This is a genomic window from Neobacillus drentensis NBRC 102427 (assembly GCF_001591445.1).
In the GTDB taxonomy this organism is placed as follows: domain Bacteria; phylum Bacillota; class Bacilli; order Bacillales; family Cytobacillaceae; genus Neobacillus; species Neobacillus drentensis.
Map to the genome: position 1 here is coordinate 218687 of NZ_BCUX01000003.1, position 23374 is coordinate 242060.

Consider the following 23374-nt stretch of genomic DNA (forward strand, 5'->3'; position numbering starts at 1 on the left):
CTCCTTTTTTATTTATGCATAATTTAATTTTAGAATATTAAAATAATAATTACAAAGGTAAAAGTTATTCAATTTTTAGTAATTTTCCAATAACTTTTATTAGTCTTTCTTTATTAATTCATTTTCAACAGTATTTGAAATGGTAAAATATGATTAAAAATGGCAAAGTATTTCTCACTGATTCATTACAAAATTAATGGAGCATGAGAGGTAATTTATTTAATAAGTCATAATCTGGACTATTACTTATCGTTTTCCATACCTCTTCAGGAGCACCAATGTTTGCAAATTGGCAACATTCAATAAATTTATTCTTAACTTCATCAAAATTCACTATAGGAAGACAACGTTCTATATGTCTTTTGGTTCCTTGAGCAGTTATTACCTTAATATCACCTTGAGGAAGCCCAAGAGTATTAGGTTGTGTATGTTCAATTTTTACAAGCCTAGACAATTCTAAAACTTGAGAATCCTTAAGAGCCTCATCTGTAAGATTATTCAAATTGACATTTCCATGTACAAATGTAAATGCAACTATAAAAGGGATACTAAATTTAGCATCTTGTAATGTTTGGGGATGACAACGCTCCGGCAATGGATGACACAACATACTTGCCGTTTCATTTACGCCTATTACAAGGTTTTCGATTTGATAGTGTTTTACTTCATTTCGAAGGTCTAGCGCCGATTTTATGTATAGGTGTGAATAACGACAGCTAGGGAAAAGTTTTATAGATGTTTCTGAAAATGCCCAGGTTTCAGTATCTAATAATATTTTTCGTTGACCTTCGCTCAGATCTTTTCCAAAATAGTTTCGAAAGAGACCTGCTTTACCGTCCAAACTACTTGCAGGAGCTGATACTCCCTCTCGGGCCAAAAATGCTGCTTGAACACCTCCCATAGATGCAAATGCAGGATAAATCGACCTAGCTTGAGAACCAACACCAACTCCCGGCTCTTTTCCACCAGCTAATTGCATGTATGCTAGACCTAATGCATGAACCATTTCAGAATCATCTAACCCAAGAACAAGACCTGCAGTGATTGCAGCACCAAGATAACCGAAAAGTTGACTCAAAAACCATTTTGAATCAGCGCCTGTACCTCTAGGTTCAATAGCATATCCGAGCCGACAAATCAACTCATTTCCTAATCCTACGGCAGTGACAAGATCCGTAGCTCTAGAACCTTCAATGTCAGCAGCAGCTAATGCAGACGCTAAAATAATTGGAGTAGGATGTATTCTCGCCAAATCATTTATATCGTCAAAATCTAATGCATGTGCCAAAGCAGTATTAGAAAATGCTGCATAAGCAGGAGGTAACTGATGGCTACTTCCAATTACTCGGCCCGCACCACCTTCTACTCCTAAAGATATTCCAGATATCGATTGTAGGGCAATAGGTGCCCCTTTATAAGCCGCCAATGAGATACCAATAGTATCAGAAATATGAAGTATTACCTTTTTATGGACTTCCTCTGGCAAACCAAGTTTTTGTCTTTGGCGAATGGCATTTATAATATCAAAGCTCAATGATGACAATTATTGGCCCTCCCAAACTTTTTCTCAAAATAGTTCTCCAAATGAAATATCCTCACCGCTTTCAATACTCATCAATATCTTAGGATTATTAGGAAAACTTTAATTTCAGTATTTTAAGTTGCGATCTGTTCCTTTATTGGTTCTTGAAATAATAAACAAGCTGTTAGACTGTTAATGGATGTTTGTATTAAAGCAGGCTCAATACTTTTGCATTTTTCCATCGCCACTGGACACCGAGTATGAAAATGGCAGCCCTTCGGCGGGTTTGAAGGACTCGGCAAGTCACCCTGTAAGATAATTCGTTCTCTTTCTCTCAATTCCGGATTAAGTTGAGGTACAGCCGAGAACAGTGCTTTAGTATAGGGATGACGTGGATATTCAAATAATTCCTCTGTCTTGGCAAATTCAATAATTCTTCCGAGATACATCACAGCAATTTTATCACTAATATGTTTAACAGCTTGGATTCCATGAGCAATAAAAATATAAGATAATCCAAAATCCTGTTGGATTTCTTTTAATAGATTTAAGATTTGAGCTTGAATGGACACGTCCAGGGCTGAAACCGGTTCATCACAAACTATGAGTTTTGGGCTTAAAGCAAGCGCACGTGCAATCCCAATTCTTTGCCTTTGTCCTCCGGAGAATTCAATGGGGTACCGAGTGCCATGGTAGGAAGCGAGCCCAACTCTTTCGAGTAATTCATCCACCCTTTTCTTAATTTCTTTTTTAGAACCAAATTTATGCAGAAAAAGAGGTTCAGCAATAATATTGGCTACTGTCATTCTTGGATTCAATGACGAGTAGGGATCTTGAAAAATCATTTGTAGATTTTTCCCTAATTCCTTTTTGTTTTTGTAATTACTTAATCTTTTTCCTTCAAATAGGATTTCACCACTGGACGGTTGGCTTAATCCAACAACCATTCTTCCTGTCGTTGATTTTCCACAACCAGACTCCCCGACCAATCCGACGGTCTCACCAGGAAAGATATCAAGACTAATACCATCTACTGCTTTAACAACTTGGTCCTTTTTTCCGAATAGTCCACTCCCAACAGGGAAGTATTTTTTTATGTCTCTAAGAGACACTAGAGGTTGTTGCATAATTCAAACTCACTCCTTCCTTTACAAGGGGATTCCAACAAGAAACGCTGTTTCCTGTAGAATACTTCACGTGTACGGGCGCTAATTGTCTGCACTTTTCCGTTGCAAATGAACAACGGGTAACAAAATTGCAGCCGGATGGTAATTCTAGTGGATTCGGAACAACTCCAGGGATTGTTTCCAATTCGTCTATTCTCGGCCCAGTTAATTCTGGAACACTATCCATTAACCCTTTGGTATAAGGATGACGTGGATTTTTAAACACTTCTTTGACTGTACCTTCTTCAACAATTTCACCGCAATACATTACTAGTACACGATCTGCTATTTCGGCTACAACTCCGAGATCATGAGTAATTAAGAGAATAGAAATCCCAAATTCATGTTGAAGATTTTTTAATATATTCAAAATTTGTGCTTGAATGGTTACATCAAGTGCTGTAGTTGGTTCGTCAGCAATAAGCAGTTGTGGATTACAAGCAAGTGCCATCGCAATCATGATTCTTTGTCTCATCCCGCCTGACATCTGATGGGGATAGTTTCTTAATCGACGTTGTGCATCAGGGATTCCTACCTTATTTAGTAAATCTAATGCTATCTTTTCGGCTTCCTTATACTTGATTTTTTTATGAAGTATAATAGACTCTACAATTTGCTTGCCTATTTGGTGAACTGGATTAAGGGAAAACATCGGATCTTGGAAGATCATTGCGATGTCATTTCCACGTATTTTCCTCATTTCCTTTTCTTTCAATTTCAATAAATCCTGCCCATTTAATAAAATAGAACTTTCGGTCTTATATTGAATTGCACTAGCATTGAGCCCCATTATAGAGAGAGAGGTAACGCTTTTTCCGCTTCCTGACTCTCCTACTAATGCCATAATTTCCCCCTTTCGAATAGTAAATGAAACGTCGTTAACCGGCTTGATTTCACCTTTAGTTGTTGGAATGAAGGCTTTCAAATTCTTTACTTCTAGAAGTTGTGTTGTTGATTTCATACTTCTGTCCCCCTTTGTTAGGCCTTTTTATACTTTGGATCAAGTGCTGTCCGTAGACCATCTCCAAGAAAGTTCCCAGCAAGTACAGTAAGCATGATTGCAAAACCTGGGTAAATAATCATCCAAGGGTTCATATTAATCATGCTGTATGCCTGTTGTATCATATTTCCCCAGCTAATTTGAGGAGACTGCGCTCCCATGCCGAGAAAACTAAGAGATGCTTCAACAAGAATTGCATAGCTTAAATTAAACGATGCTTGAACGATTACCGGCGGAGCAATATTCGGAATAATGTGTTTCACCATAATCCAAATTGCTCCAGCACCAGAAATTTTGGCTGCTTCAACATATGGCTCTGTTCTAATTTGTAATGTTTGTCCTCTTGCAAGTCTTGCAAATTGGGGAATCGATACTATCCCAATGGCAATCATAGCATTCCATAAGCTAATACCTAATGCTCCAGTTATTCCAAGTGCCAATAATATGGAAGGAATTGCAATAATTCCATCTACAATTCTCATGAAAATATCATCAACAATCCCTCCTAAATATCCTGAAAGAATTCCCATGGGCACCCCGATACAAAGCGGAATCAGGATAGCGAACAATCCAGCTTCGATTGCAGCTTGAGATCCGATTATTAATCTGCTGAAAATATCACGTCCAAGCTCATCTGTACCTAACCAGTATTCGGTATTCGGACTAAGCAAAACCTTCGCTAAATCCTGCTTTAATGGATCATGTGGAACAATATATGGCCCAATTAATGACATGATTATAAGGAAAACTAAAATGAAAAAACTAATGAAGGCCATCCTTTCGGACATTAACCTTTTAAAGATAGTTTGAAAACTCATAGTCACAACCCCTCTACTAGTACTCGATCCGTGGATCTAAAAGTGCATAAACGATATCAGTAATAAAATTAATGAGAATGACCATGACAATCATAATCAGTACAACTCCCTGAAGCATAGTGAAGTCATGCTGTAATACCGAATTTACTGCAAGCTGTCCTATACCAGGGATGGCAAAAACCGTTTCAATAACAACTGTTGCACCTAACAAATGACCAAATAAAATCCCAATTGTCGTTACAACAGGTAGCATAGCATTTTGGATACCATGTTTTAGAATTGCTTGCCAACGATTAACTCCCTTGGAATAAGCTGTCCGTACATAGTCCGCACTCATTACTTCCATCAATGATGACCGTAAATGCCTTGTAATTTGCGCTGTTCCAACTGCACCAAGAGAAATGGCAGGTAACAATATCCCTTTAAAAAATTCAAAAGGATTCTCAGTTATACTGGTAAAACCTGTCGCTGGGACCCAACCAAGGTGTAGACTGAAGAATAAAATAAGCAGCATTGCTAGCCAGAAATTAGGTAGTGCAGTTCCAAGTGTTCCAAAGAACCTTGAGACATAGTCGATCCAACTATTTGGGAAAAATGTAGATGTAATAGCAAAAAACATTCCACCAAAAATCGAAATAATCATTGCTACTACAACAAGTTGAAATGTAACAGCTAAACGTTCAATTACTGCTTCATGTACATATTGTCCTGTAAAAACAGATCGCCCTAAATCCCCCTTTAAAGCATTTATTAACCAATCGAAGTATTGCGAAATAATCGATTGATCTAGCCCAAGTTGCTGGCGCAACTGGGCTATTTTTTCTGGGGTTGCATTCTCTCCAAGCAACGTTAAAGCTGGATCGCCTGGTATTAAAAGGATAAAAGAATATACGATGAGCGTTGTTATTAATAGCATTGGAATTACGTATAATATGCGCCGAAGTAAAAATTTTAAAAACACTTTAAATCGCTCCCTTTGTTGTTTATTCCTTTTTCCAAAGTGTTGAAAAAACTGGCTTTTCTAATTTATTTGGCACATATCCCTTTAACGATTGATTCATGATGGCTGTTCTTGGCGTAAAAAATAATGGGATTCCAATTGCTTCTTCTAAAATTGCCTTCTCGCTAATTTGCATATATAATTTAGCACGCTTTTCTTGATCATAAGTCTTCCCAGCTTCAGCAATCAGCTTATCAATTTCTGCTGTGGTGTGGCCTGTATTATAGTAGCTCCCACTAGAATATAATGCTTTTATTGTAATTTGCGGATCTGGACGGGCTGACCATCTTCCAAGGAAGCTGTTTGCTTTTTTTTCATCCCAAAAGTTAGCTAGCGCAGCCTGCTGCTCCATCGCTTGCAGTTTAACCTCAATTCCAATTTCCGCCAGTTGACTTTTTATGGCTTCAGCAACCCTTTGATCATAGGCCATTGAATGATGCACCAAATTAAATGAAACTTTGTTAATCCCAGCTTCTTTTAGAATTTGTTTTGCTTTTTCCGGGTCGTAGTTAATCTTTAAATCTTTATTTGCAGCCCAGTATTCTTTTGGAAATGGCTGATATGCAGGTTCCCCAATTCCAAAATTAATAGCTTTAATAAGTGCTTCACGATCGATACCAAAATTAATGGCTTGTCGTACGGCTTTGTTATCTAGCGGAGCTTTAGCATCATTTAAATACAACATTTTAAATGGCAATGATATTTCTTGAATCACTTTAAGATTTTTATCATTTACAAGAGATGAAACAGTACCAGGAGAAATATTTTCTACAAAATCGACTTCACCTGATTTCAGTGCATTTATTCTAGTAGTTTCTTCCGCCATAATTTTAACCGTCATTTTATCTAAATACGGAAGGTCTCCATCCCAGTATTCTTTATTTGCTTCGTAAACAATTTCACCATTTGGTACATGTCTTGACATTTTAAATGGACCAGTACCAACAGGATGCTGAGAATAACTTTCTCCGTTTTTTTCAACAGCATTTGGTGAAACCATCATCCCAGCTTGATCCGATAGCGCTAATAAAATTGATGAATCTGGTTGTTTTAAGTTTAATTGAACCGTTTTGTCATCTATCACTTTTACACTTATAATATTTTTCAAATCGGTCAACATAGATTTATCAGAGTTTATTCGATCAATATTAAATTTTACTGCTTCAGCATTGAAGGTAGTACCATCATGAAATTTAACATTTTCCCTTAATGTAAGAATCAATGTAGAATCATTTGAATATTTCCAAGACACGGCCAATCCTGGTTGAGGCTCTAGTTCAGGAGAAAAGTGAATTAATGTATCATAGACTGGAAACAATAAAGGAAAATTGATTCCTCCGCTTGCCTTAATTGGATCAAAATTAGCTACATCTGTTTCATAAGCGATCGTTGCATTTCCACCTTTTTGAGGGGTACCTTCATCCACCTCTTTTTTACTGTTTTCTATAGCCTTTGTGTCAGTTTTTGAGGAACAAGCCCCTAAAACGATTGTAAATGTAAATAATAATAAAACTATAAAACTCATTTTAAATTGGATTTTTTTCATATTGATTATTCCCCCTATAACTTTATTGTTTGTAAAAGACCGTCAGGATCAATATCATCAAGTTTTTTAGCTAATTCTTCTATTGAATTTGCTGTTACCTTAGTAACCTGTTTAAGTTTATACTCGTCACGTAAAAGATGGATACCTTGTTATCAAATATTTGCAAGGCAAATTGTCCGGGTTGTTCTAGTTTTAGTTTTCCAATATTTGCGTAGGTATAATTGTGAAAATCAGAGCCCTCATCTACAAAACGCTCCCCCTTTGCATTTACTATAATTCCGAAAGGATAGTTAGCTTTTGAAAGCCTTCACCAAATTCTGGTGCATAACGATCTCCACCTGTGTCTAAATATCGAGTTCTCATTTCTGTGTTTGCATGAAATCCTCCAGAAGATAAAATAACTGATTTTGAATAAATTTCTTTCGTTTCGCCATGATGCTTAATAACAACTCCATGGACACCCTTATTATCATGTATCAGCTTTGTAGCCATAGCATTATAAAGTATTTGAACCCCCCAATTTTTTCCTTAATTATGAAGAGTTTCAATTAAACCATTACCACCACCTACTGATTCGACAACCATCCCACCCCAAAATTTGAATTTTCCATTAACCTTAAAAGCCTGACGGTCATATATAGGCACAAATCTAATCTTATGGGATCTAAGCCATTTCATTGTTTCAAAACTTTTACTTGCTAAAAGTAAGGATAATTCAGGATCAGTCCTATATTCACTTAGTCGACATAAGTCATCGTAGAAATTCTCTTCCGAGTAAATTCCGAAGTCTGTATTCTCTATTTCCTCCGTTGTAAGGTCAGGGATAATTTGTATTAAATCTTCTATACGGTTATAGGCGAACCTAATGGATCCATGGGTGTAAGCGTTGTTTCAGCCTTTTTCATTCTCAGGTGACTTTTCTAGGACAATAACGTTGGCTCCCTGCTCCAACAATTAAAATATCTGTTTCATATTTCCTGTTTCCATTCACATATTTCCCCTTCTTTCGTAAATTTCCCAACAAATCTTTCAGGATCTAATAAGGCTACAATACTACAACTTCCAATTGCATCAATCGGAAAAACTGTAAACGCATTCACTTTAAACAAGCATGAATCGGCCATTACATTTGAAATATCATTTGGCTGAACGCAATTTTTGTTATTTAACCCAGCCAGTGTCAAATGTTGCTCGGGATGGTTCTGGTTAATGCCATTTCTTCCGGGATGATATAATCCAATGGTATTTTCTCTCTTTATTTGTTTCATAAAATGAATGTTATTGGATCTTTTGATAAATCATCACTATCATCTGTCTATTTTGATTAATCTGAAAATTTTATTTATTTTTTAAGAGCTCAATTTTGAGCTCTACTTAAAAATGCTATTAATCAATTGTTTTCATCAATATTTTGTTGAAGATGTACTTCAATTGTATGAACAGCGGCCTTTAAACTATTGTTAATATGTTCTCTCATTAATTTTTCAGCTTTATCAGGGTTTTTATGGGAGATTGCTTCAAACATTTCTAGGTGTTCTTTTGCGGCATTTCTACTTCTCTCATTATTTTTAATGGGTCCTAACCTACGATATCTAGAAATGTGATCATTAAGTTGATTTAAAATTTTATTTGCAGTTTTATTTTTGCTAATTTGATAAAGATAGGAGTGAAATTCACTTCCATAATAAACAACTTCATCTCCTCTATCATTATTAGCCGCAGTGACAATAAGTTTCGTAAATTGACCTAACTTTTGTATATCGTTAGATGTTGCCTTTGTCGTTGCCTCCCTAGCTATCAGCCCTTCAAGTAAGCTTCGAACATGAAAAATTTCCTCAACCTCTTGAATTGAGATAGGTGCTACTTTAAGGCGCCCATTTGGTAATCTTAGGATAAGCTCTTCAATTTCCAGCCTCTGTAAGGCTTCTCTAATTGGTGTTCTGCTTATATTGAGTTCAGTAGCTAAATACTCTTCATTAATAGGTTGATCAGGAGCTAAGATACACTCAATAATTCTTTTCTTAATTTCGAAATAAACAAAGTCCTTTGTAGATAGCCTCCGATTCATTTGAGATGAATTCAGCATTATTAGAGCTCCCTTTTTAGTTAATTTAGTAATTTCAATAGTGGAATTACTATATTGTATAACTGTACATTTGTGTAATTGTATACAATTATAAGTGTTAGCCTAATTTTATTTGAAATATGCTCTAATTGTCAATATATTTTTATAATCAATTAATCGATATTATTTACCCTGTTAAAAAAGTAAATGTTAAATTGACGTGGTATCCTTTTTTTGCACATGTTTTTCCGAAACTCAAGCTTCAGCAGTTCAGCAGATTGAATTGATTAATACAATTTCAATCGTAAAAAAAACTAGGTGGTATGAGTCCTGTAAAGTACAGAATTATTACCACCTAGCAATTATCAAAATATTTTAGTCCACCTTTTGAGGACAGTTCAAAATTAGCTTTTTTCTAAGTTTTTTCCGTTTTATTGCTCTGAATATTTTCTTTTTTTATCTTATCATCCATTCCACACAAAACTTAATTTCGAAGAGTGTAACCAATCCCTTTCGCAAATTGAATCCCTTCTATCTTCCGTTAACCGCTGGTGCCAAGTAACCAAAACCGCTGTATCACTCTTTAAGAATCGTTCCGAAACATTTTGAAGCAGGATCATTTCGTTTTCATTTGTCACAAATACTTCTATTTCTTGTGAATGACATCCGCTTGATAAGGTAACAGCATATTTGCCCTGACATGGCAGGGTATAGTAAGGTTTAACTCTCAACGCACTGCCGTCCCATTCACAGCCAATTTCATAGGAACATCCTAAAAAGGCAGGCAAGTCTTCCACATTTCCCTTTGATAATTTTTCCCGAATGCTTGTTGAGCTAATTTTCTCTCCACGGTATTCGACTTTATTTACTTTCGTAACTTTGAGGATTCCACCCGAATCTCGTTTCAATCGATCCATATTCCCTTCACCGCGAAAGCCATACGTATAATCAAAACCTGCAACTGCATGGACGACACCGAGATCGAGTAAATATTTAGCAGCAAACTTTTCTGGCGACAGCGATGCGAACTCCCAATCGAATTCAACAATATAAAAAATATCGACACCAAGTTCAGAGAACAGTTTCTCTTTATCAGGTAACGGCATTAGATATTCTACTTTTGTTTTTCCATTTGATAAAACGGTTTTGGGATGTGGAAAGAAACTCATTACCGTTAAGAGTAGATTTTCCTCTTTTGCCTTCCTAAATGCTGTTCGAATGACTTCACGGTGGCCGATATGAATACCATCAAAAAATCCTAGCGCCATGATACTTGGTTTTGCTTTTTGCTGCCAGTGTGTCAGATTATCGGGATTCAAATAAATCGTCTCCATGCAGGTGCCTCCTTCTTATTTCACATTACGCTTTACCCATTAATCGAAACATCAAAGCCAAATTGTGTCTTTCCAAAAGACTCAACAGAATCTTCGTAAAGATTGGATCGATGGGTACAAACTGCCAAAAGATCGCGTACGAATATTTCAATTGGATCTCCTTTAAACATGGAAAATCCGCCAAGTGTCAATAAAACTTTTACCGCAATATCCGTTACGTTCTTTGTAATTTTTGCCCGTATCGCCGCGAATTCACCACGCTTATCTTCTTTTCCCATTTCATAGTTTTCCAATAAAGAAATATATTTGTCTAGTAGACCTTCTGATTCGTAATATTTAATCGTTAATTCAGCCAATACTCCCTGATGTCGGGAATCTTTAGCGGAATTTCCTCCCATTCGTACCCGCTTTTCCGTTCGGTTTTTAAATTCCTGAAGTAGGCGCTCAGCACCACCCAATGCAACCATTGGGAATCCGACACTAAAGGATGAGAAAAATGGAACATCATAAAGAGGATAGTCTTTATCATAACCCTGTGGCGGTCTGCCTGTACGATCGGCAACCGTAAGCCGTATTAGATGGTGCTTTGGAACATATACATTATCGACAATTACCTGGTTGCTCCCCGTACCTCTTAGTCCTAACGTATCCCAATTTTCTACTATTTCCACATCAGATATCGGTATATTTAGCATGCATAATTCAGTCTCTTCACTGCCATCCAGTTTCATTTTCACAGCAAGAGCCACCCAGTCACTATATAAGATTCCGCTTACAAAACTATACTTACCTGTAATCCGAAAACCGTCCCCATCCTTTTCCACTTTCCCTATTGGAGCAAAAATATCGGCAATTAATCCGCCTTGATTTATCACTTCTTCTGCTCCCTCTTTCGTCATAAATGCTACTAAACTATTATGAATGGAATATAGAAAAGTTAACCAAGCAGCAGAAGTATTATATTTTCCAACCGTTCGAATAATTTGGGAATACTCTCTTAAATTTACTTGTGGCTCCCCATATTTTTTTGGAAGTAACAACTTAGATAATCGAGCCTCTTTTATCGCATCAATGACATTTTTTGAAACCGTTTTGTTTTGATCTGCTTCTAGTGCTTCCGATTCCGCAATTTCTCCAACCTTTTCTGCCCCTTTTAATAACAGGCTCAAATCGGCCTTGTATTCATCCACTACTTTGCTTACCATATTTTGCACCCCTTATTCATTTTTTTAATCTCCCTTACTTATACCTTCAAAACATTCCTCTTTTTCTTTTACTTGGGTAATAAAACGTGAGGCATTTTCACCAGCAATTTTCCCAAAAACGGATCCGGCCATTAAGCCCGCACCACCAGGGTAGTTAAAGTAGAATAGGCCGCCTACCAGTTCTCCAGCAGCATATAACCCTGGAATCGATTGGGACAATACGTCTTGAACCTCGGTATTCGTGTTTATTTGTAAGCCGCCAAACGTAAAGGTGATTCCGCATGTGACAGCATACGCCTCAAATGGACCTTCATCTAAGGTATTGGCCCAATTGGATTTCCGTACTGCTAACCCATCTGTACAACGGCCATCCTTAATATTAGGATTGAATGATATATCTTTACGTACAGACTCATTGTATTCCGCTATCGTCTTTAAAAAACCTTCCTTATCCACACCGTCAAGCTTATCCGCCAATTCTTCTAAGGTATTAGCTTTGACCTTGGTTACCTTTCGTCCCCGATATTCCTCTCGTAAAAGCCCTGCTACTTTAGAATCGAATATCTGCCAAGCAAATTGGCCTGGCTGTTCGAGGATCATTTTTCCATATTTCGCATATGTGTAGTTTCTAAAATCTGCCCCTTCGTCAACAAAACGCTTTCCTTCAGCATTTACTAGTATTCCAAACGGATAACTGAGTTTTTGAAATCCTTCTGTAAATTCTGGCAGATAGCGGTCTCCGCCAACGGAATGGCAGCCTGACCAGTTTCCCGCAGCAAGAGCTCCAATATTTAACGCCATTTGAATGCCCTCGCCGGTATTAAAACGGCTCCCTCTTGCTTTAGCTAGATCCCAATTTGGACCTAAGTATCGAGTTCTCATTTCCGGGTTGGCATGAAAACCCCCAGATGCTAAGATAACCGCTTTCGCATGGACTTCAGTTGTTTTTCCATTATGCTTAAAAACGACTCCATGCACGCCATCATCATCGTGAATGAGTTCGGTCGCCATCGCATTAAATAACACTTGAACACCTAAACTCTCTGCTTCAGCATGTAATGCTCCAACTAAACCTGGTCCTCCACCTACGGATTCAACAATCATTCCACCCCAAAATTTAAAGATACCATCCACTTTAAAGGCTTGGCGACCGTAGATGGGCACCCACCTGACTTTATGGGACTGCATCCATTTCATTGTTTCGAAGCTTTTACTTGTTAAGAGGGAGGCAAGCTCTGGGTCGGTTCGATATTCCGTTATCCGACACATATCATCAAAGAATTCTTCCTCCATATACGACCCAAAGTCTGTCATGTCTATATCTTCCTGCGTTAGGTCAGGCATAATTTGTTTTAACTCTTCGACATCTTTATAGGCAAATCGGATGGAGCCATGAGTAAACGTGCTATTACCACCTTTTTCAGCCTCTGGTGCTTTTTCAAGCACTATAACATTAGCACCATTCTCCCGAGCCGCTATTGCAGCACACATGGCGGCATTCCCTGCTCCTACTACAACAATATCAGTTTCATAGATTTTGTTTTCCGTCACAAAACTATCCCTCGCTTTCAAAAAAACTGACTCAAGCTATTTCCTGAGTCAGCTTATAAATCACGCTTCGATCGTTGGTTTATTCAATTCCTTATCGCTTACGGTTTCTCCCCAATAAGTGTTAGCAATCGAGTGATCTTCCTCCGTCCACTCGACCGGTTCCCAGTCTGGTTCAAAAATTAAATAGGATCCGCTAAATAACTCCACACGGCAGCCGCTGCCTGGGTCACATACATAGAGATAAAACGCCTGCGAAACACCGTGTTTACCTGGCCCAATAAATTTGATACCTGCTTCAGCCAAAATATCCGCTGCTCTTAGGATATCTTGAGCGCTATCGTGCCAATAGGAAATGTGATGAAGCTGGTTTGGTGTTTCTGCTTGCGGTCTTGAAATAACTGCAATATCGTGAACTAAAGGAGTGACGCTCATCCAGCCTGCAACGGTCGTTTTTTCATTGTATCTCACATATTCACGAAGCTTAAATCCTAATTGGCTGCCTAAGTATTCGAGAATTTCACCGACATCCATGGAAGTAGCAATATTTACATGGTCAAATCGCCTTGGCGAGCAACCGCGCGCCCATGCTTTGTACGTTTGATTTTTTAAGACGGAACGTCTTTTTTCATCTGCCTTAGGCTTGTCCACATCATAGTAAATTTCAAAAGAATGCTGGCTTGGCAGTTTAAAGCGTATCGCTCGTCCTTGACCAGCTTCTTCGCCCGCTTCAATCCAGTTAACCTCTGTTCCGGCTTTCTCAAGCAGCTGGGCAAAGCCCTCCACATCTTCCGGACGTTTCGTTCTCCAGCCGATATGATCAACATATCCTTTCTCTCCTGCTGTTAAAGAAAGAGAGTGATGTTCAAAGTCGCCCCATGCACGTAAGTAATAGGTTCCGTTTTTTTCTTCTGTTACTTCTAATCCAATGACATCCTTGAAAAACCATAATGATTTTTCCAAATCTGGAGTGACAAGTGCTACATGTCCTAACTTTGCAATCTCTGGTAAAGTCATCTTTATACCTCCGCATGTTATATTTTTTAGATTGAACTAGAGAAATAGTTTTGGATTAAATTATTAAAGCTTTCTTGGTTCTCAATTTGCGTCCAGTGGCCGCACTTTCCGTATACATGCAATTGAACATTCTGGAGATGTGAGAGTAGATAATAGCTAGATTCTACTGAGCAAACCATATCATCACGTCCATGAACAAGTAATATTGGATTTTGGATTCGTTTAAGTGCAGTTACTGGCACAGGGACAGCTGCTGTTGCAAAGATGGATTCGTTAGAAAGATGGATTTCCGGACGCATTGCTGTCTCATATCGTGTAGCGGCAAGTGAGTCTATTTCTGGAGCAAGTTTTTCTGCATCATACACGAACCAGCCCATAATTTGACGCATTTTCTTTTCGGATGGATTATCGTAGAATCCCTTAGCACGTGCTAGTTCAGGACTTAGCTTTGTATTCGGTGTCCCTCCAGGTCCCATTAAGACAACCCGGCCAAAACGTTCAGGATATTCTAGTAATAGTTCCAATGCAATGGAACAGCCTAACGAATTCCCAACCACGTGAGCCTTTTGTATCCCGTAGCGATCCAGCAATTCAATCAGCTGTTTTACCCAAAGGTTCGTCCATCCCTGTCTGTTCTTTGGAAGTTCCTCAGGATGTCCACTTTGTCCAAAGCCAAGCAGATCTGGAGCAATGCAGTCATAGGTTTCACCGCAAGTATTTAATGCGTACCGCCAGTTAGCCCATGCGAAAACACCTGGTCCAGAGCCATGTAAGAATAATATAGTTTCAGAATTGCCCTCACCCGAACGGTTTACAAATGTTTCAAAGTTATCCGTTTTAACTAGTTGTTGAGTAATGTTTGCCATTTTGAAATTCTCCTCCTTCTAAAAATAAAACAATCATGGGAACATCTAATGGAATGTAACCCCTTTCACTATTTCGTATTTTAACTCTATCTAAATTTTAGAAAATTCAGCATTCTAATTCTAGAGAAAAAATCATCTGACTTCCTACCATTTTTAGATAGTTTTTATTGGTTTTTTAATTATATTTCTACGACTATTTTATCTTCAATTTCCTTCTGATCTTTCTTTGCTAATTTAAGTGTTGTGAGTGTGATTAAACTGATTAGCAGGAATCCAGCAATGATGAACATAGCCTGTTTAAAATTGAAGACACCCATAATATATGGTCCAACGAAACCCCCTAAGGAGGAAAGAGTGCTAACTAAAGCAATGCCAACTGGTGCAGTAGATTCTGAGAAGAAGAAAGTGATATATGCATAAAAAGTACCCGAAATACCATATAATCCCGCGGAAGTAATAGAGAGCATTAAGACCATAAGTGGAACGCTTGATACAAAAGCACAGCCAATGAATCCAACCATAGCAATAAACACACTTGCTCCTAAATGCAATTTGTGTGAGTTCGTTCGATCTGCATTCCATCCTGTAAAAAGAATCGACGGAATCGCAACAATCGATGGAATCATCGCTAACCAGCCAATTTGTAAGTTGGTCGTTGAAGATGAAGACAAAGATTTAATAATAGTTGGCATCCAATAAGAAAGTGCATTCACTGCGATAAAACCAGCGATATTAAATAAAGCTAATTTCCACAATTTTGACTCTTTCAACATGCCGAGATGAGAGGTTTTATTTAATTGGGAACTTAATTTTCGTTCCTTGTCTAATTCTCCCTCAAGCCATGTTTTTTCTTCCGTCGTTAACCATTTTGCGTCAGCAGGTTTATTGGTCAAATAAAATATAACCACAATTCCTAAAATAATAGCTGGCAAACCTTCTAAGATAAACATCCATCTCCAACCCGCCATACCACTCCATGTGATTGTATCCATAATCCATGTGGACAACGGGGCACCGATCAACGCACTTAATGGCAAGGCTACAAAAAAGAGCGCTGTTGCTTTCCCGCGTTCACGTGCCCTGAACCAATACGTTAAATAAAGAATGATCCCTGGGACAAATCCCGCTTCCGCTGCACCCAGTAAAAAGCGTAATATATATAAGTGAGTTGCAGATTGGATAAACCCTTGTAAAACAACGACAATTCCCCAAGTTATCATAATACGGGCAATCCACGCCCGTGCCCCCACCTTGTTCAAAATCATATTACTAGGAACTTCAAAGAGGAAATAACTGATAAAAAATAGACCAGACAACAAGCCAAATGCTTCTGCTGTTAATGACAAATCCGCATTCATCTGTAAGGCAGCATAACCCATATTGACTCGGTCTAAGAAGGCAACCACATACAAAAGCAAAATAAATGGTAGAATTCTCTTCATTGTTTTCTTTACCGTGCTTTTTTCAATCAGATTAATAGATTGTCCTTGATTCAAATAAATTCCTCCCTATAAATAGTTGGTGTTTGAAACTGCTTACATTTTTATATTTTAGAAAATTCTGTATACTGTATCTAGAGTAAAAAATATTGGATTTTACACTATTTTCAAGTTGTTTTTGTTGGTTATTATCAAATGATGAGTTCAATAAATAAGAGCAATCCAATTTGGACTGCCCTTAGTTGTCTATATTTTTAGCTCTCCCAATGCCATTAGTGAGTCAAGAATGAGCAAGAGCTGATAGCTTTGGGAAGAATCACGCAAATCTTTTTTGAGAAGCGTTTCTATCTTATTAATTCGATACATTAGACCACTCATAGATAAGGAAAGGTCATCCATCGTCTGCTGAAGTTTCCCACCATTCGATAAAAAGACATAGAGTGTTTTCAGTAACTCTTTTTGTTTCGCATCATTTAATTTATATAGTGGTCCAAATTCTTGTTTTGCGATTTTCTTAATCCCGCTTACATTTTTTGAATTTATAAGGACACCTACTATCCCTAAATCTTTAAAACCATTAATTTTTTTATCCGTGGACATCCTTAAGGCGATTAAGGATTCTTCGAAATAATCCAAAATACTCTCAATATCCTCAGATTTATCGCTTATCCCTACTTTATATTGATAAGTTGAATACGTTGTTTCAATATGTTTCAGTATCTTTTCCATTATAGCGATAATATTTGCTGTTTCGGGGATCAGCATAATAATCTGCCCCTCATACTGACCAATTAACGCTTTATATCCTTGGATATCGAGATACTTGGCAATGGTCTCTAATATTTGTTCATAGTGATCAAAGCTATTCTGGGTTGTCTTTCCCTTCTCTTTATAATCAATTGCGGCAATATAGAAAGGGTTCTCAAGGTCAAATCCCATATGCCGGCCACGCTTAACAATTTCCTCCTTGGAAGAATATTGTCCCTTAAGTATTTGTTCTAAAAAATACCCCTTCATTTTTTCAAGTGCTTCAAAACTTGTTTTTTCGTTTAAAAGGTACAATGAGGCGGCATTGGCAACCCTCTCGATAAACATAATATCTGTTTCAGCGCTTTTACCTGATTCATTTATATAAAGAAAGGTACAATACCCAATAACTTTTTTTTGGACAATAATGGGAGTAATTAAACGTTCCTGTTTTCCTGTCACTATTCTGGTCGTTTCATTAAATAATGGCAGCAGGTTGTGATTATTCCTATTTTTACGAATTAAATTCTCTTTTAAGTTGTTATTCAGACTACTATATTGCTCTTCTTTCAACCCTGAGTAAACAATCTTTTGGAAGCTTAAATCTTCAATAGAAATGGGGATTCTCAATAATTTAAACGTGTTATCAGCAATATCCTGAAGATTGCTTCCATTCGAAACACTTTCCGTTAATTTCTTATGGAACTTAGACACGGTTTCGATAAAATTCCGTTGCTCTAACAATTGCTCATAAGTATACTCCAGTTCATCAATGATATTACTTTCATGATAGAACTTAAGCTCCTCTTGAATTTCATTACCCCAATCCTCTTGAAGTCTTGCTTCGAAACAGCATTCAGCATCTCCCATAGCAATACAGCTAATTTCCTTTACAATCACACTTTTCCTGCAGACTGTTGACATATAACCACTCGCATATCCTGTCAAGGTATGGCATACAGGTGCTTCTGATTGGCCATGGTGCTTGATATGCTCCATTGCTTCAAATGAGTCAATCCATTTTCCTTTGCCAAGGATCGATTTTATGGTTTCTGAATCACTCATTTCAATTATTCTTTCGGACTGTATATCTCTAAAATGCCCCGTACTTAAGTGGAGAATCGAAGCTTGATTAAGAAGTTCATTTATTGAAGAACTAGTTTTCATTGCTTCTTCTGCATCACTTATTCCTAAATTCCAGCCATAGCGAATAAGAAATCCTTTTGCTCTTTTGGTACCGAGATTCTCAATTAATCCTTTTCTCAGCAGGCCAAATGCAGCAGCCGTGGAAAGGATTTTTTTATTACCATCCAAGGATTTGCTCGGTTTATAAGATTCAGCAATGCTAGCCAACATTTATTCCCCCTCTCTAATTCGAGTTATTAGGAGTTTACAAGGGTTTTTCCTTTGCTTGGAACCACTTTACTAATTTGCTCACCAAGATCAATCACACCATTCACACTTTTGATCTGACAGCGAATGACATCGCCATCCTTAAGATATTTGCCGCTGATTAATTGTCCCTCTTCAAGTAAATTCAACTTTTGTTGATAAGGAATAGCCATGTTAGATAAAAGTTCCATTACTTGTGGAGTTAGACTTAGAGCAACCCCGCCTGCAGTTCCAGTAACAATTAGATCCCCTGGTGATAACTCCATAATCTCAGATAACTCTGTAAGGGTTTCTGCAGGTTTGTAGAGCAGTTGGTTTGAATTAGCAGATTGCCTTAATTCATCATTCACCCATAGCTTTAAGTCAAGATCATGAATCAATGGTAGTTCATCCTTGTCAAGCAAATAAAGATAAGGACCTGTTGGACAAAAGGTTCGATAACTCTTACCTTTCAACCACTGCCCTTGGGATAACTGTACATCTCGTGCTGAGACATCATTAACAATCACAAGCCCCGCAATATACAGATGAAGGTTTTCATCAGTTATATCTGAAGCTTCTGATATTTCTGTTCCGATTACGAGACCAAGCTCCAATTCATAATCTAGTAGTTTAACACCGCGCGGCCTTACAATTTCACTCGTTGCGCCGCAAAGGGAACTGTCAGCTTTGCTAAAAATCATATTAAAAGGAGCTCGTGCAGCTTCCATTCCCGTCTCAGAACGATGCTCTGAGTAATTTACTCCCTGACAAATGATTCGTGCCGGCTTTGTCACCGGGCTCAAAATCGTCACTTCGTTTAATGAAACTGATTCTGTATTATCTTGTGCATTGATGGCACGAGCTTCCTCTTTCCCTTGCTCCAAAAAATCAGCTAAACTTTGGTATGTACCTGATAAAAGGAGGATTTGATCGACGGATACAACTCCCCATTGCACTTTTTGTTTATGTTCAAATCTAACAATTTTAATACCCATTATATCTCCCCTCATTTTACGGATATATATTTTCTTACAATAAAGACTCCTCACATAACGATATACAAGGAGTCTTCAAACATAATTAATACTAGTGTTTTTTTACTTTAAACGGTATCTTTTAAAGCTCGCTGATACTGAACCCAACTGTTCAAATTCTGCTGTGAATGTATCCCCATCTTCGATAACTATCGCCTTTGAAAGAGCTCCAGCAAGAATAACTTCACCAGCATATAGAGATATACCATAATTACCTAGGGCATTAGCAAGCCAGGCAACTGCTTGCGCGGGATTCCCCATTACTGCTGCACTTACGGCAGAGTCCAAAAATTCATTATTCCTAAATACATTCATGCCGATTTTGGTGAGGTCAAGCCCCTCTATCTTAGCTGTTGTTTTGCCGATAACCGCTCCTGCTGAAGAACCATTGTCTGCTACCGTATCTTCGAACTTGATTTGCCAGTCTTTAATCCGACTGTCAATAATTTCGAGTGCCGGCACGATGTAATCGGTTGCTTCAATGACGTCATTCATTGTTACTCCAGGACCATTTAAATCTTTCTTTAAGACAAAGGCAATTTCGAATTCAATCTTTGGCTGGATATACTGATTTAGTTCAATCGTCTCTCCGTCCTCATAGATCATGTCATTTAGAAGATGCCCATAATCTGGCTCGTTCACATTTAACATATCCTGCATCGCTTTACTTGTGAGACCGATTTTTTTCCCAACAATTACTGCGCCTTTATCTACTTTATGATGAATTTGGTGCAGCTGAATTTGGTAGGCTTCATCCACAGAAATTTCTTCTATAGATGAAGTAAAGGGCGCAATCGGCTGTTTCTCACTTTCCGCTTCCATTAATGCTGTAGCAGCTTTTTGAATATCCATTACCATTGCTCCTTTATGTCGATGCTATTAAAGAATGGTGGTGATTTTTTTAATTTGATGGAATAGTTGATTCCTCTACTAAGGTACGATAGCGTCCACTATAAAAAAGAAGTGGTTCCGCATCTTCAAGCTTAATATCAGTTACCTTTCCGATAAAAAGAGTATGATCCCCTTCGAGGTGCTCAGCAGATACTTCACACGCAATTTGGGCGACAGCACCAGCTAATACTGGTTTCCCATCAAGACGATCAAAACTGACTTCCCGCGGCTCTTTAATTTGTCCAGCAAAAATCATTGATAGTTCCTGTTGATCTGCAGCTAAAATATTGACTGAAAATGTTTGACTTTGTTTTATTTTCTCAAGAATTTTTGCTTTTTCCCCAATCGAGATAACAACTAGTTTTGGACTGAGTGACACGGACATGAAGGCATTTGCAGTCATTCCATGCACATCACCCTCGACATCTGTTGCAATAACGGTTACACCTGTTGCAAATTTTCCCATTGCGGTTCTAAATAAACGATCATCCATTCTAATGACCCCTTTCTGCTTTTCCGATTATGTTATCTATTATATTCTTATGCTTCTATTGTCGGATTGTTTTCTGGCAGTGTGTCCGTTTGGTCACCCCAGAAGGTAAAACCAACATCCATTTCATCTAAAGTCCACACGATAGGCTCCCAGTCTGGTTCAAAGATTAAATACCCATTGGTAAACAATTCTAAGCGTACTCCGCTGCCTGGGTCTACAACGTAAATGTACATAGCTTGGGAAATACCGTGTTTACCAGGACCTTTAAACTTGATCCCATTCTCAGCTAAGATATCGGCTGCACGAAGTAGGTCTTGGGCATTATCAAGCCAGTATGACAAATGGTGTATTTGATGTGTTGATGGTGAAAATGGATCATGGCTTACTGCGATATCATGAACCAATGGTGTGACACTTAACCACGCACCAATTAAAGATTCATCTGGCGCTTGAACACATTCCCTCATTTTAAAACCTAGCTTTTCTATTAAATAATCAGAAATGACATTTGCCTTCAACGACGAAAGGATATTGACATGATCAATTCTTCGAGGAGAAACTCCGCGCGCCCATGATTTATAAGTCTGATTCTTTAATACGGACCGTTTGGACGGCTCTGCTAATGTTTTTTCCATGTCATAATAAATTTCAAAGCGATGTTCACTTGGTAATTGAAAGCGAATCGCTCTTCCTTGGCCCGCTTCTACACCAGCTTCAACCCAATTTACTTCTGTCCCTGCTTCCGTTAGAAGTTGGGCAAATCCTTCAACATCTTCCGGTCGTTTTGTCCGCCAGGCAATGTGGTCTACATACGACTTTTCTCCTGCAGTAATTGAAAGCGTATGATGTTCAAAATCACCCCAGGCACGTAAATAATGCGTTCCGTTTACTACTTCTGTTTCTTCAAGACCGATTAACTCTTTAAAGAACCAAAGTGATTTGTCAAGATCCGTTGATACTAATGCAACATGCCCTAATTTTGCGATTTCTGGTAAACTCATCCCATATACCTCCTAATTTTTCGAAAAATTTATAATAAATATACTTTAGATACTAGTCAGATAATTTGAGCTACAGTTTTGAATAGATTAGTAGAACGATATTAAACAAAATAAGTATTAGGTTCTTGTCCGCACAAGACTCTACCATAGGTTTCAATTAAACTTGATGGAGTGATGAAGCCATGTAAATGCATGGTTAGAAAATCACGATAGACTCTTTGAATCGGATTTGTCTCATACGTGAACATCGAGCCAACCCCAGCTACTAATAGATCAATCGCTTCTTTGCATAATTGATTTACATAACCAAAGTCTGCTTTTACTTTGATAATTTCATTTTTATCCATTACCTGTCCACGCTCAGCATAGGAATCAATTTTGTCTACCGCTCGATAAAGATGCATCTCTGCTGAATCAATTTTCAACTGCGCCTGGGCAACCTGGTGATGTGTTATTGGGGCCTCAGCTTGTTTGCTATAGAAGGTATTTCCTATCCCTGCTTTTGGAAGCCTTTCCATATATAAATCCATTGCTGCCTTTGCGAGTCCAAGCGCAGGTGCTACAATCGACAAGGTTAGTGAAGGCACAAATGAAGACCTGTATAAGGCGACATCTTTAAGCGGCTCAATGAGATAATGTCCTTTACTTGCTAGACGATCTAATGATACATGGTGGTCTGGTACAAACACGTTTTTAATATGACAGCTATTACTGCCTGATCCCTTTAGACCCATTACATACCAGTCGTCAAGGATATCTAATTCATGACGAGGTATAACCATAATGGCCATTTCTACGCCGCCGTTTTCATCGGAGACTGGAAACCCAAAGTAACACCAGTCAGCATGTGGACTTCCTGAAACAAACGGCCACTGTGCTTCCTCGATATAATAGCCGCCGTCTACCTTTTTGATGTCACATTTGATTGGTTTGAAATTTCCAGCTAGGACGACATCTTCCCCTTGTTTGTAAATTTCGCTTAATGCTTTTTCTCCAAAGGTATAAGAAATCATATAGTCCCTGATATTACTTAGAGCGACGAACCAGCCTGCCGACCCGTTTCCACGAGATATTTCGGTGACAACCTCTGTATATGTCCGCATATCTGTTTGATAACCGCCAAACAGATGTGGACGTAACACTTTTAACGTACCTTCATTTTGCAAGTCATTAATAATTTCTTTAGGTAATGAATTAGTCTTTTCAATTTCTTCCCCATATTGACGTAATTTTGGAATCAGAGTTCTAGCCTTTTCTACCAATTCTTTCTTTGTGTCCAATACGCTTTGTTCCATTAAAATACCTCCC

Annotated in this window: 21 protein-coding genes; all 21 read right to left on the reverse strand. The window is 38.0% G+C overall.

Going from position 1 to position 23374, the window contains the following annotated elements:
- Positions 1–193: 193 nt before the first annotated feature.
- The 21 genes from BDR01S_RS01635 to BDR01S_RS01735 all read right to left on the reverse strand — a co-directional run bounded on the left by BDR01S_RS01635 (position 194) and on the right by BDR01S_RS01735 (position 23361).
- Positions 194–1543: an MmgE/PrpD family protein gene (locus BDR01S_RS01635; RefSeq protein WP_066252859.1), complete on the reverse strand. Its 1350-nt coding sequence runs from the start codon at positions 1541–1543 to the stop codon at positions 194–196.
- 113 nt (positions 1544–1656) lie between these two features.
- Complete coding sequence (locus BDR01S_RS01640; protein WP_066259870.1) at positions 1657–2649, reverse strand: ABC transporter ATP-binding protein; 993 nt, start codon at positions 2647–2649, stop codon at positions 1657–1659.
- Positions 2624–3649 carry an ABC transporter ATP-binding protein gene (locus tag BDR01S_RS01645; protein WP_066252858.1) on the reverse strand — a complete coding sequence of 342 codons (1026 nt, stop codon included), beginning with the start codon at positions 3647–3649 and terminating at the stop codon, positions 2624–2626. The genes BDR01S_RS01640 and BDR01S_RS01645 overlap by 26 nt, the downstream gene beginning before the upstream one ends.
- A 17-nt stretch (positions 3650–3666) precedes the next feature.
- Complete coding sequence (locus tag BDR01S_RS01650) at positions 3667–4506, reverse strand: ABC transporter permease (RefSeq protein WP_066252856.1); 840 nt, start codon at positions 4504–4506, stop codon at positions 3667–3669.
- A gap of 16 nt (positions 4507–4522) precedes the next feature.
- Positions 4523–5467 carry an ABC transporter permease gene (locus tag BDR01S_RS01655; protein WP_066252851.1) on the reverse strand — a complete coding sequence of 315 codons (945 nt, stop codon included), beginning with the start codon at positions 5465–5467 and terminating at the stop codon, positions 4523–4525.
- Between the two features lie 22 nt (positions 5468–5489).
- On the reverse strand, positions 5490–7052 hold the full coding sequence (locus BDR01S_RS01660; protein WP_066252849.1) for an ABC transporter substrate-binding protein: 1563 nt from the start codon (positions 7050–7052) through the stop codon (positions 5490–5492).
- 270 nt (positions 7053–7322) lie between these two features.
- Positions 7323–7544, reverse strand: coding sequence for an FAD-binding protein (locus BDR01S_RS26165; protein WP_066252847.1), 222 nt, complete (start codon positions 7542–7544; stop codon positions 7323–7325).
- 476 nt (positions 7545–8020) lie between these two features.
- A complete protein-coding gene (locus BDR01S_RS01670) occupies positions 8021–8320 on the reverse strand; it encodes a hypothetical protein (RefSeq protein WP_066252845.1) in 300 nt (99 codons plus the stop codon).
- A 122-nt stretch (positions 8321–8442) separates the two neighbouring features.
- Positions 8443–9138, reverse strand: coding sequence for a GntR family transcriptional regulator (locus tag BDR01S_RS01675; protein ID WP_066362961.1), 696 nt, complete (start codon positions 9136–9138; stop codon positions 8443–8445).
- A 443-nt stretch (positions 9139–9581) separates the two neighbouring features.
- A complete protein-coding gene (locus BDR01S_RS01680; protein WP_066252844.1) occupies positions 9582–10451 on the reverse strand; it encodes an FAD synthetase family protein in 870 nt (289 codons plus the stop codon).
- Between the two features lie 32 nt (positions 10452–10483).
- A complete protein-coding gene (locus tag BDR01S_RS01685) occupies positions 10484–11656 on the reverse strand; it encodes an acyl-CoA dehydrogenase family protein (protein ID WP_066252842.1) in 1173 nt (390 codons plus the stop codon).
- 24 nt (positions 11657–11680) lie between these two features.
- Entirely contained in the window at positions 11681–13207 is a 1527-nt protein-coding gene (gene tcuA, locus BDR01S_RS01690; RefSeq protein ID WP_082797275.1) for an FAD-dependent tricarballylate dehydrogenase TcuA, read from the reverse strand.
- Positions 13208–13267: 60 nt separating this feature from the next.
- Positions 13268–14221: a VOC family protein gene (locus tag BDR01S_RS01695; RefSeq protein ID WP_066252840.1), complete on the reverse strand. Its 954-nt coding sequence runs from the start codon at positions 14219–14221 to the stop codon at positions 13268–13270.
- Positions 14222–14247: 26 nt separating this feature from the next.
- Positions 14248–15087 (reverse strand): alpha/beta fold hydrolase, encoded by an 840-nt coding sequence (locus BDR01S_RS01700; protein ID WP_066252838.1) that lies wholly within the window; start codon positions 15085–15087, stop codon positions 14248–14250.
- Between the two features lie 179 nt (positions 15088–15266).
- Positions 15267–16583, reverse strand: a complete 1317-nt coding sequence (locus BDR01S_RS01705) for an MFS transporter (RefSeq protein WP_066252836.1) — start codon at positions 16581–16583, stop codon at positions 15267–15269.
- A gap of 189 nt (positions 16584–16772) precedes the next feature.
- Positions 16773–18626: a XylR N-terminal domain-containing protein gene (locus BDR01S_RS01710; RefSeq protein WP_169801396.1), complete on the reverse strand. Its 1854-nt coding sequence runs from the start codon at positions 18624–18626 to the stop codon at positions 16773–16775.
- 29 nt (positions 18627–18655) lie between these two features.
- Positions 18656–19642, reverse strand: coding sequence for a fumarylacetoacetate hydrolase family protein (locus tag BDR01S_RS01715; protein ID WP_066252832.1), 987 nt, complete (start codon positions 19640–19642; stop codon positions 18656–18658).
- A gap of 102 nt (positions 19643–19744) precedes the next feature.
- Complete coding sequence (locus BDR01S_RS01720; RefSeq protein ID WP_066252830.1) at positions 19745–20533, reverse strand: 2-keto-4-pentenoate hydratase; 789 nt, start codon at positions 20531–20533, stop codon at positions 19745–19747.
- A gap of 49 nt (positions 20534–20582) precedes the next feature.
- On the reverse strand, positions 20583–21065 hold the full coding sequence (locus BDR01S_RS01725; RefSeq protein ID WP_066252828.1) for a flavin reductase family protein: 483 nt from the start codon (positions 21063–21065) through the stop codon (positions 20583–20585).
- A 47-nt stretch (positions 21066–21112) separates the two neighbouring features.
- The gene (locus BDR01S_RS01730; protein ID WP_066252827.1) at positions 21113–22066 is read right to left on the reverse strand and encodes a VOC family protein; all 954 of its coding nucleotides are present in this window, start codon (positions 22064–22066) and stop codon (positions 21113–21115) included.
- A gap of 101 nt (positions 22067–22167) precedes the next feature.
- Entirely contained in the window at positions 22168–23361 is a 1194-nt protein-coding gene (locus tag BDR01S_RS01735; protein WP_066252825.1) for an acyl-CoA dehydrogenase family protein, read from the reverse strand.
- Between the last annotated feature and the right edge of the window lie 13 nt (positions 23362–23374).

Excerpts from the sequence above, each read along its gene's own strand:
- BDR01S_RS01685 (WP_066252842.1), bottom strand. The coding sequence starts at position 11,656 with ATGGTAAGCAAAGTAGTGGATGAATACAAGGCCGATTTGAGCCTGTTA.
- BDR01S_RS01660 (WP_066252849.1), bottom strand. The coding sequence starts at position 7,052 with ATGAAAAAAATCCAATTTAAAATGAGTTTTATAGTTTTATTATTATTT.
- BDR01S_RS01700 (WP_066252838.1), bottom strand. The coding sequence starts at position 15,087 with ATGGCAAACATTACTCAACAACTAGTTAAAACGGATAACTTTGAAACA.
- BDR01S_RS01640 (WP_066259870.1), bottom strand. The coding sequence starts at position 2,649 with ATGCAACAACCTCTAGTGTCTCTTAGAGACATAAAAAAATACTTCCCT.
- BDR01S_RS01735 (WP_066252825.1), bottom strand. The coding sequence starts at position 23,361 with ATGGAACAAAGCGTATTGGACACAAAGAAAGAATTGGTAGAAAAGGCT.
- BDR01S_RS01725 (WP_066252828.1), bottom strand. The coding sequence starts at position 21,065 with ATGGATGATCGTTTATTTAGAACCGCAATGGGAAAATTTGCAACAGGT.
- BDR01S_RS01695 (WP_066252840.1), bottom strand. The coding sequence starts at position 14,221 with ATGACTTTACCAGAGATTGCAAAGTTAGGACATGTAGCACTTGTCACT.
- BDR01S_RS01675 (WP_066362961.1), bottom strand. The coding sequence starts at position 9,138 with ATGCTGAATTCATCTCAAATGAATCGGAGGCTATCTACAAAGGACTTT.
- BDR01S_RS01720 (WP_066252830.1), bottom strand. The coding sequence starts at position 20,533 with ATGGATATTCAAAAAGCTGCTACAGCATTAATGGAAGCGGAAAGTGAG.
- BDR01S_RS01680 (WP_066252844.1), bottom strand. The coding sequence starts at position 10,451 with ATGGAGACGATTTATTTGAATCCCGATAATCTGACACACTGGCAGCAA.
- BDR01S_RS01645 (WP_066252858.1), bottom strand. The coding sequence starts at position 3,649 with ATGAAATCAACAACACAACTTCTAGAAGTAAAGAATTTGAAAGCCTTC.
- BDR01S_RS01715 (WP_066252832.1), bottom strand. The coding sequence starts at position 19,642 with ATGGGTATTAAAATTGTTAGATTTGAACATAAACAAAAAGTGCAATGG.
- BDR01S_RS01730 (WP_066252827.1), bottom strand. The coding sequence starts at position 22,066 with ATGAGTTTACCAGAAATCGCAAAATTAGGGCATGTTGCATTAGTATCA.
- BDR01S_RS01650 (WP_066252856.1), bottom strand. The coding sequence starts at position 4,506 with ATGAGTTTTCAAACTATCTTTAAAAGGTTAATGTCCGAAAGGATGGCC.
- BDR01S_RS01670 (WP_066252845.1), bottom strand. The coding sequence starts at position 8,320 with ATGAAACAAATAAAGAGAGAAAATACCATTGGATTATATCATCCCGGA.
- BDR01S_RS26165 (WP_066252847.1), bottom strand. The coding sequence starts at position 7,544 with ATGGCTACAAAGCTGATACATGATAATAAGGGTGTCCATGGAGTTGTT.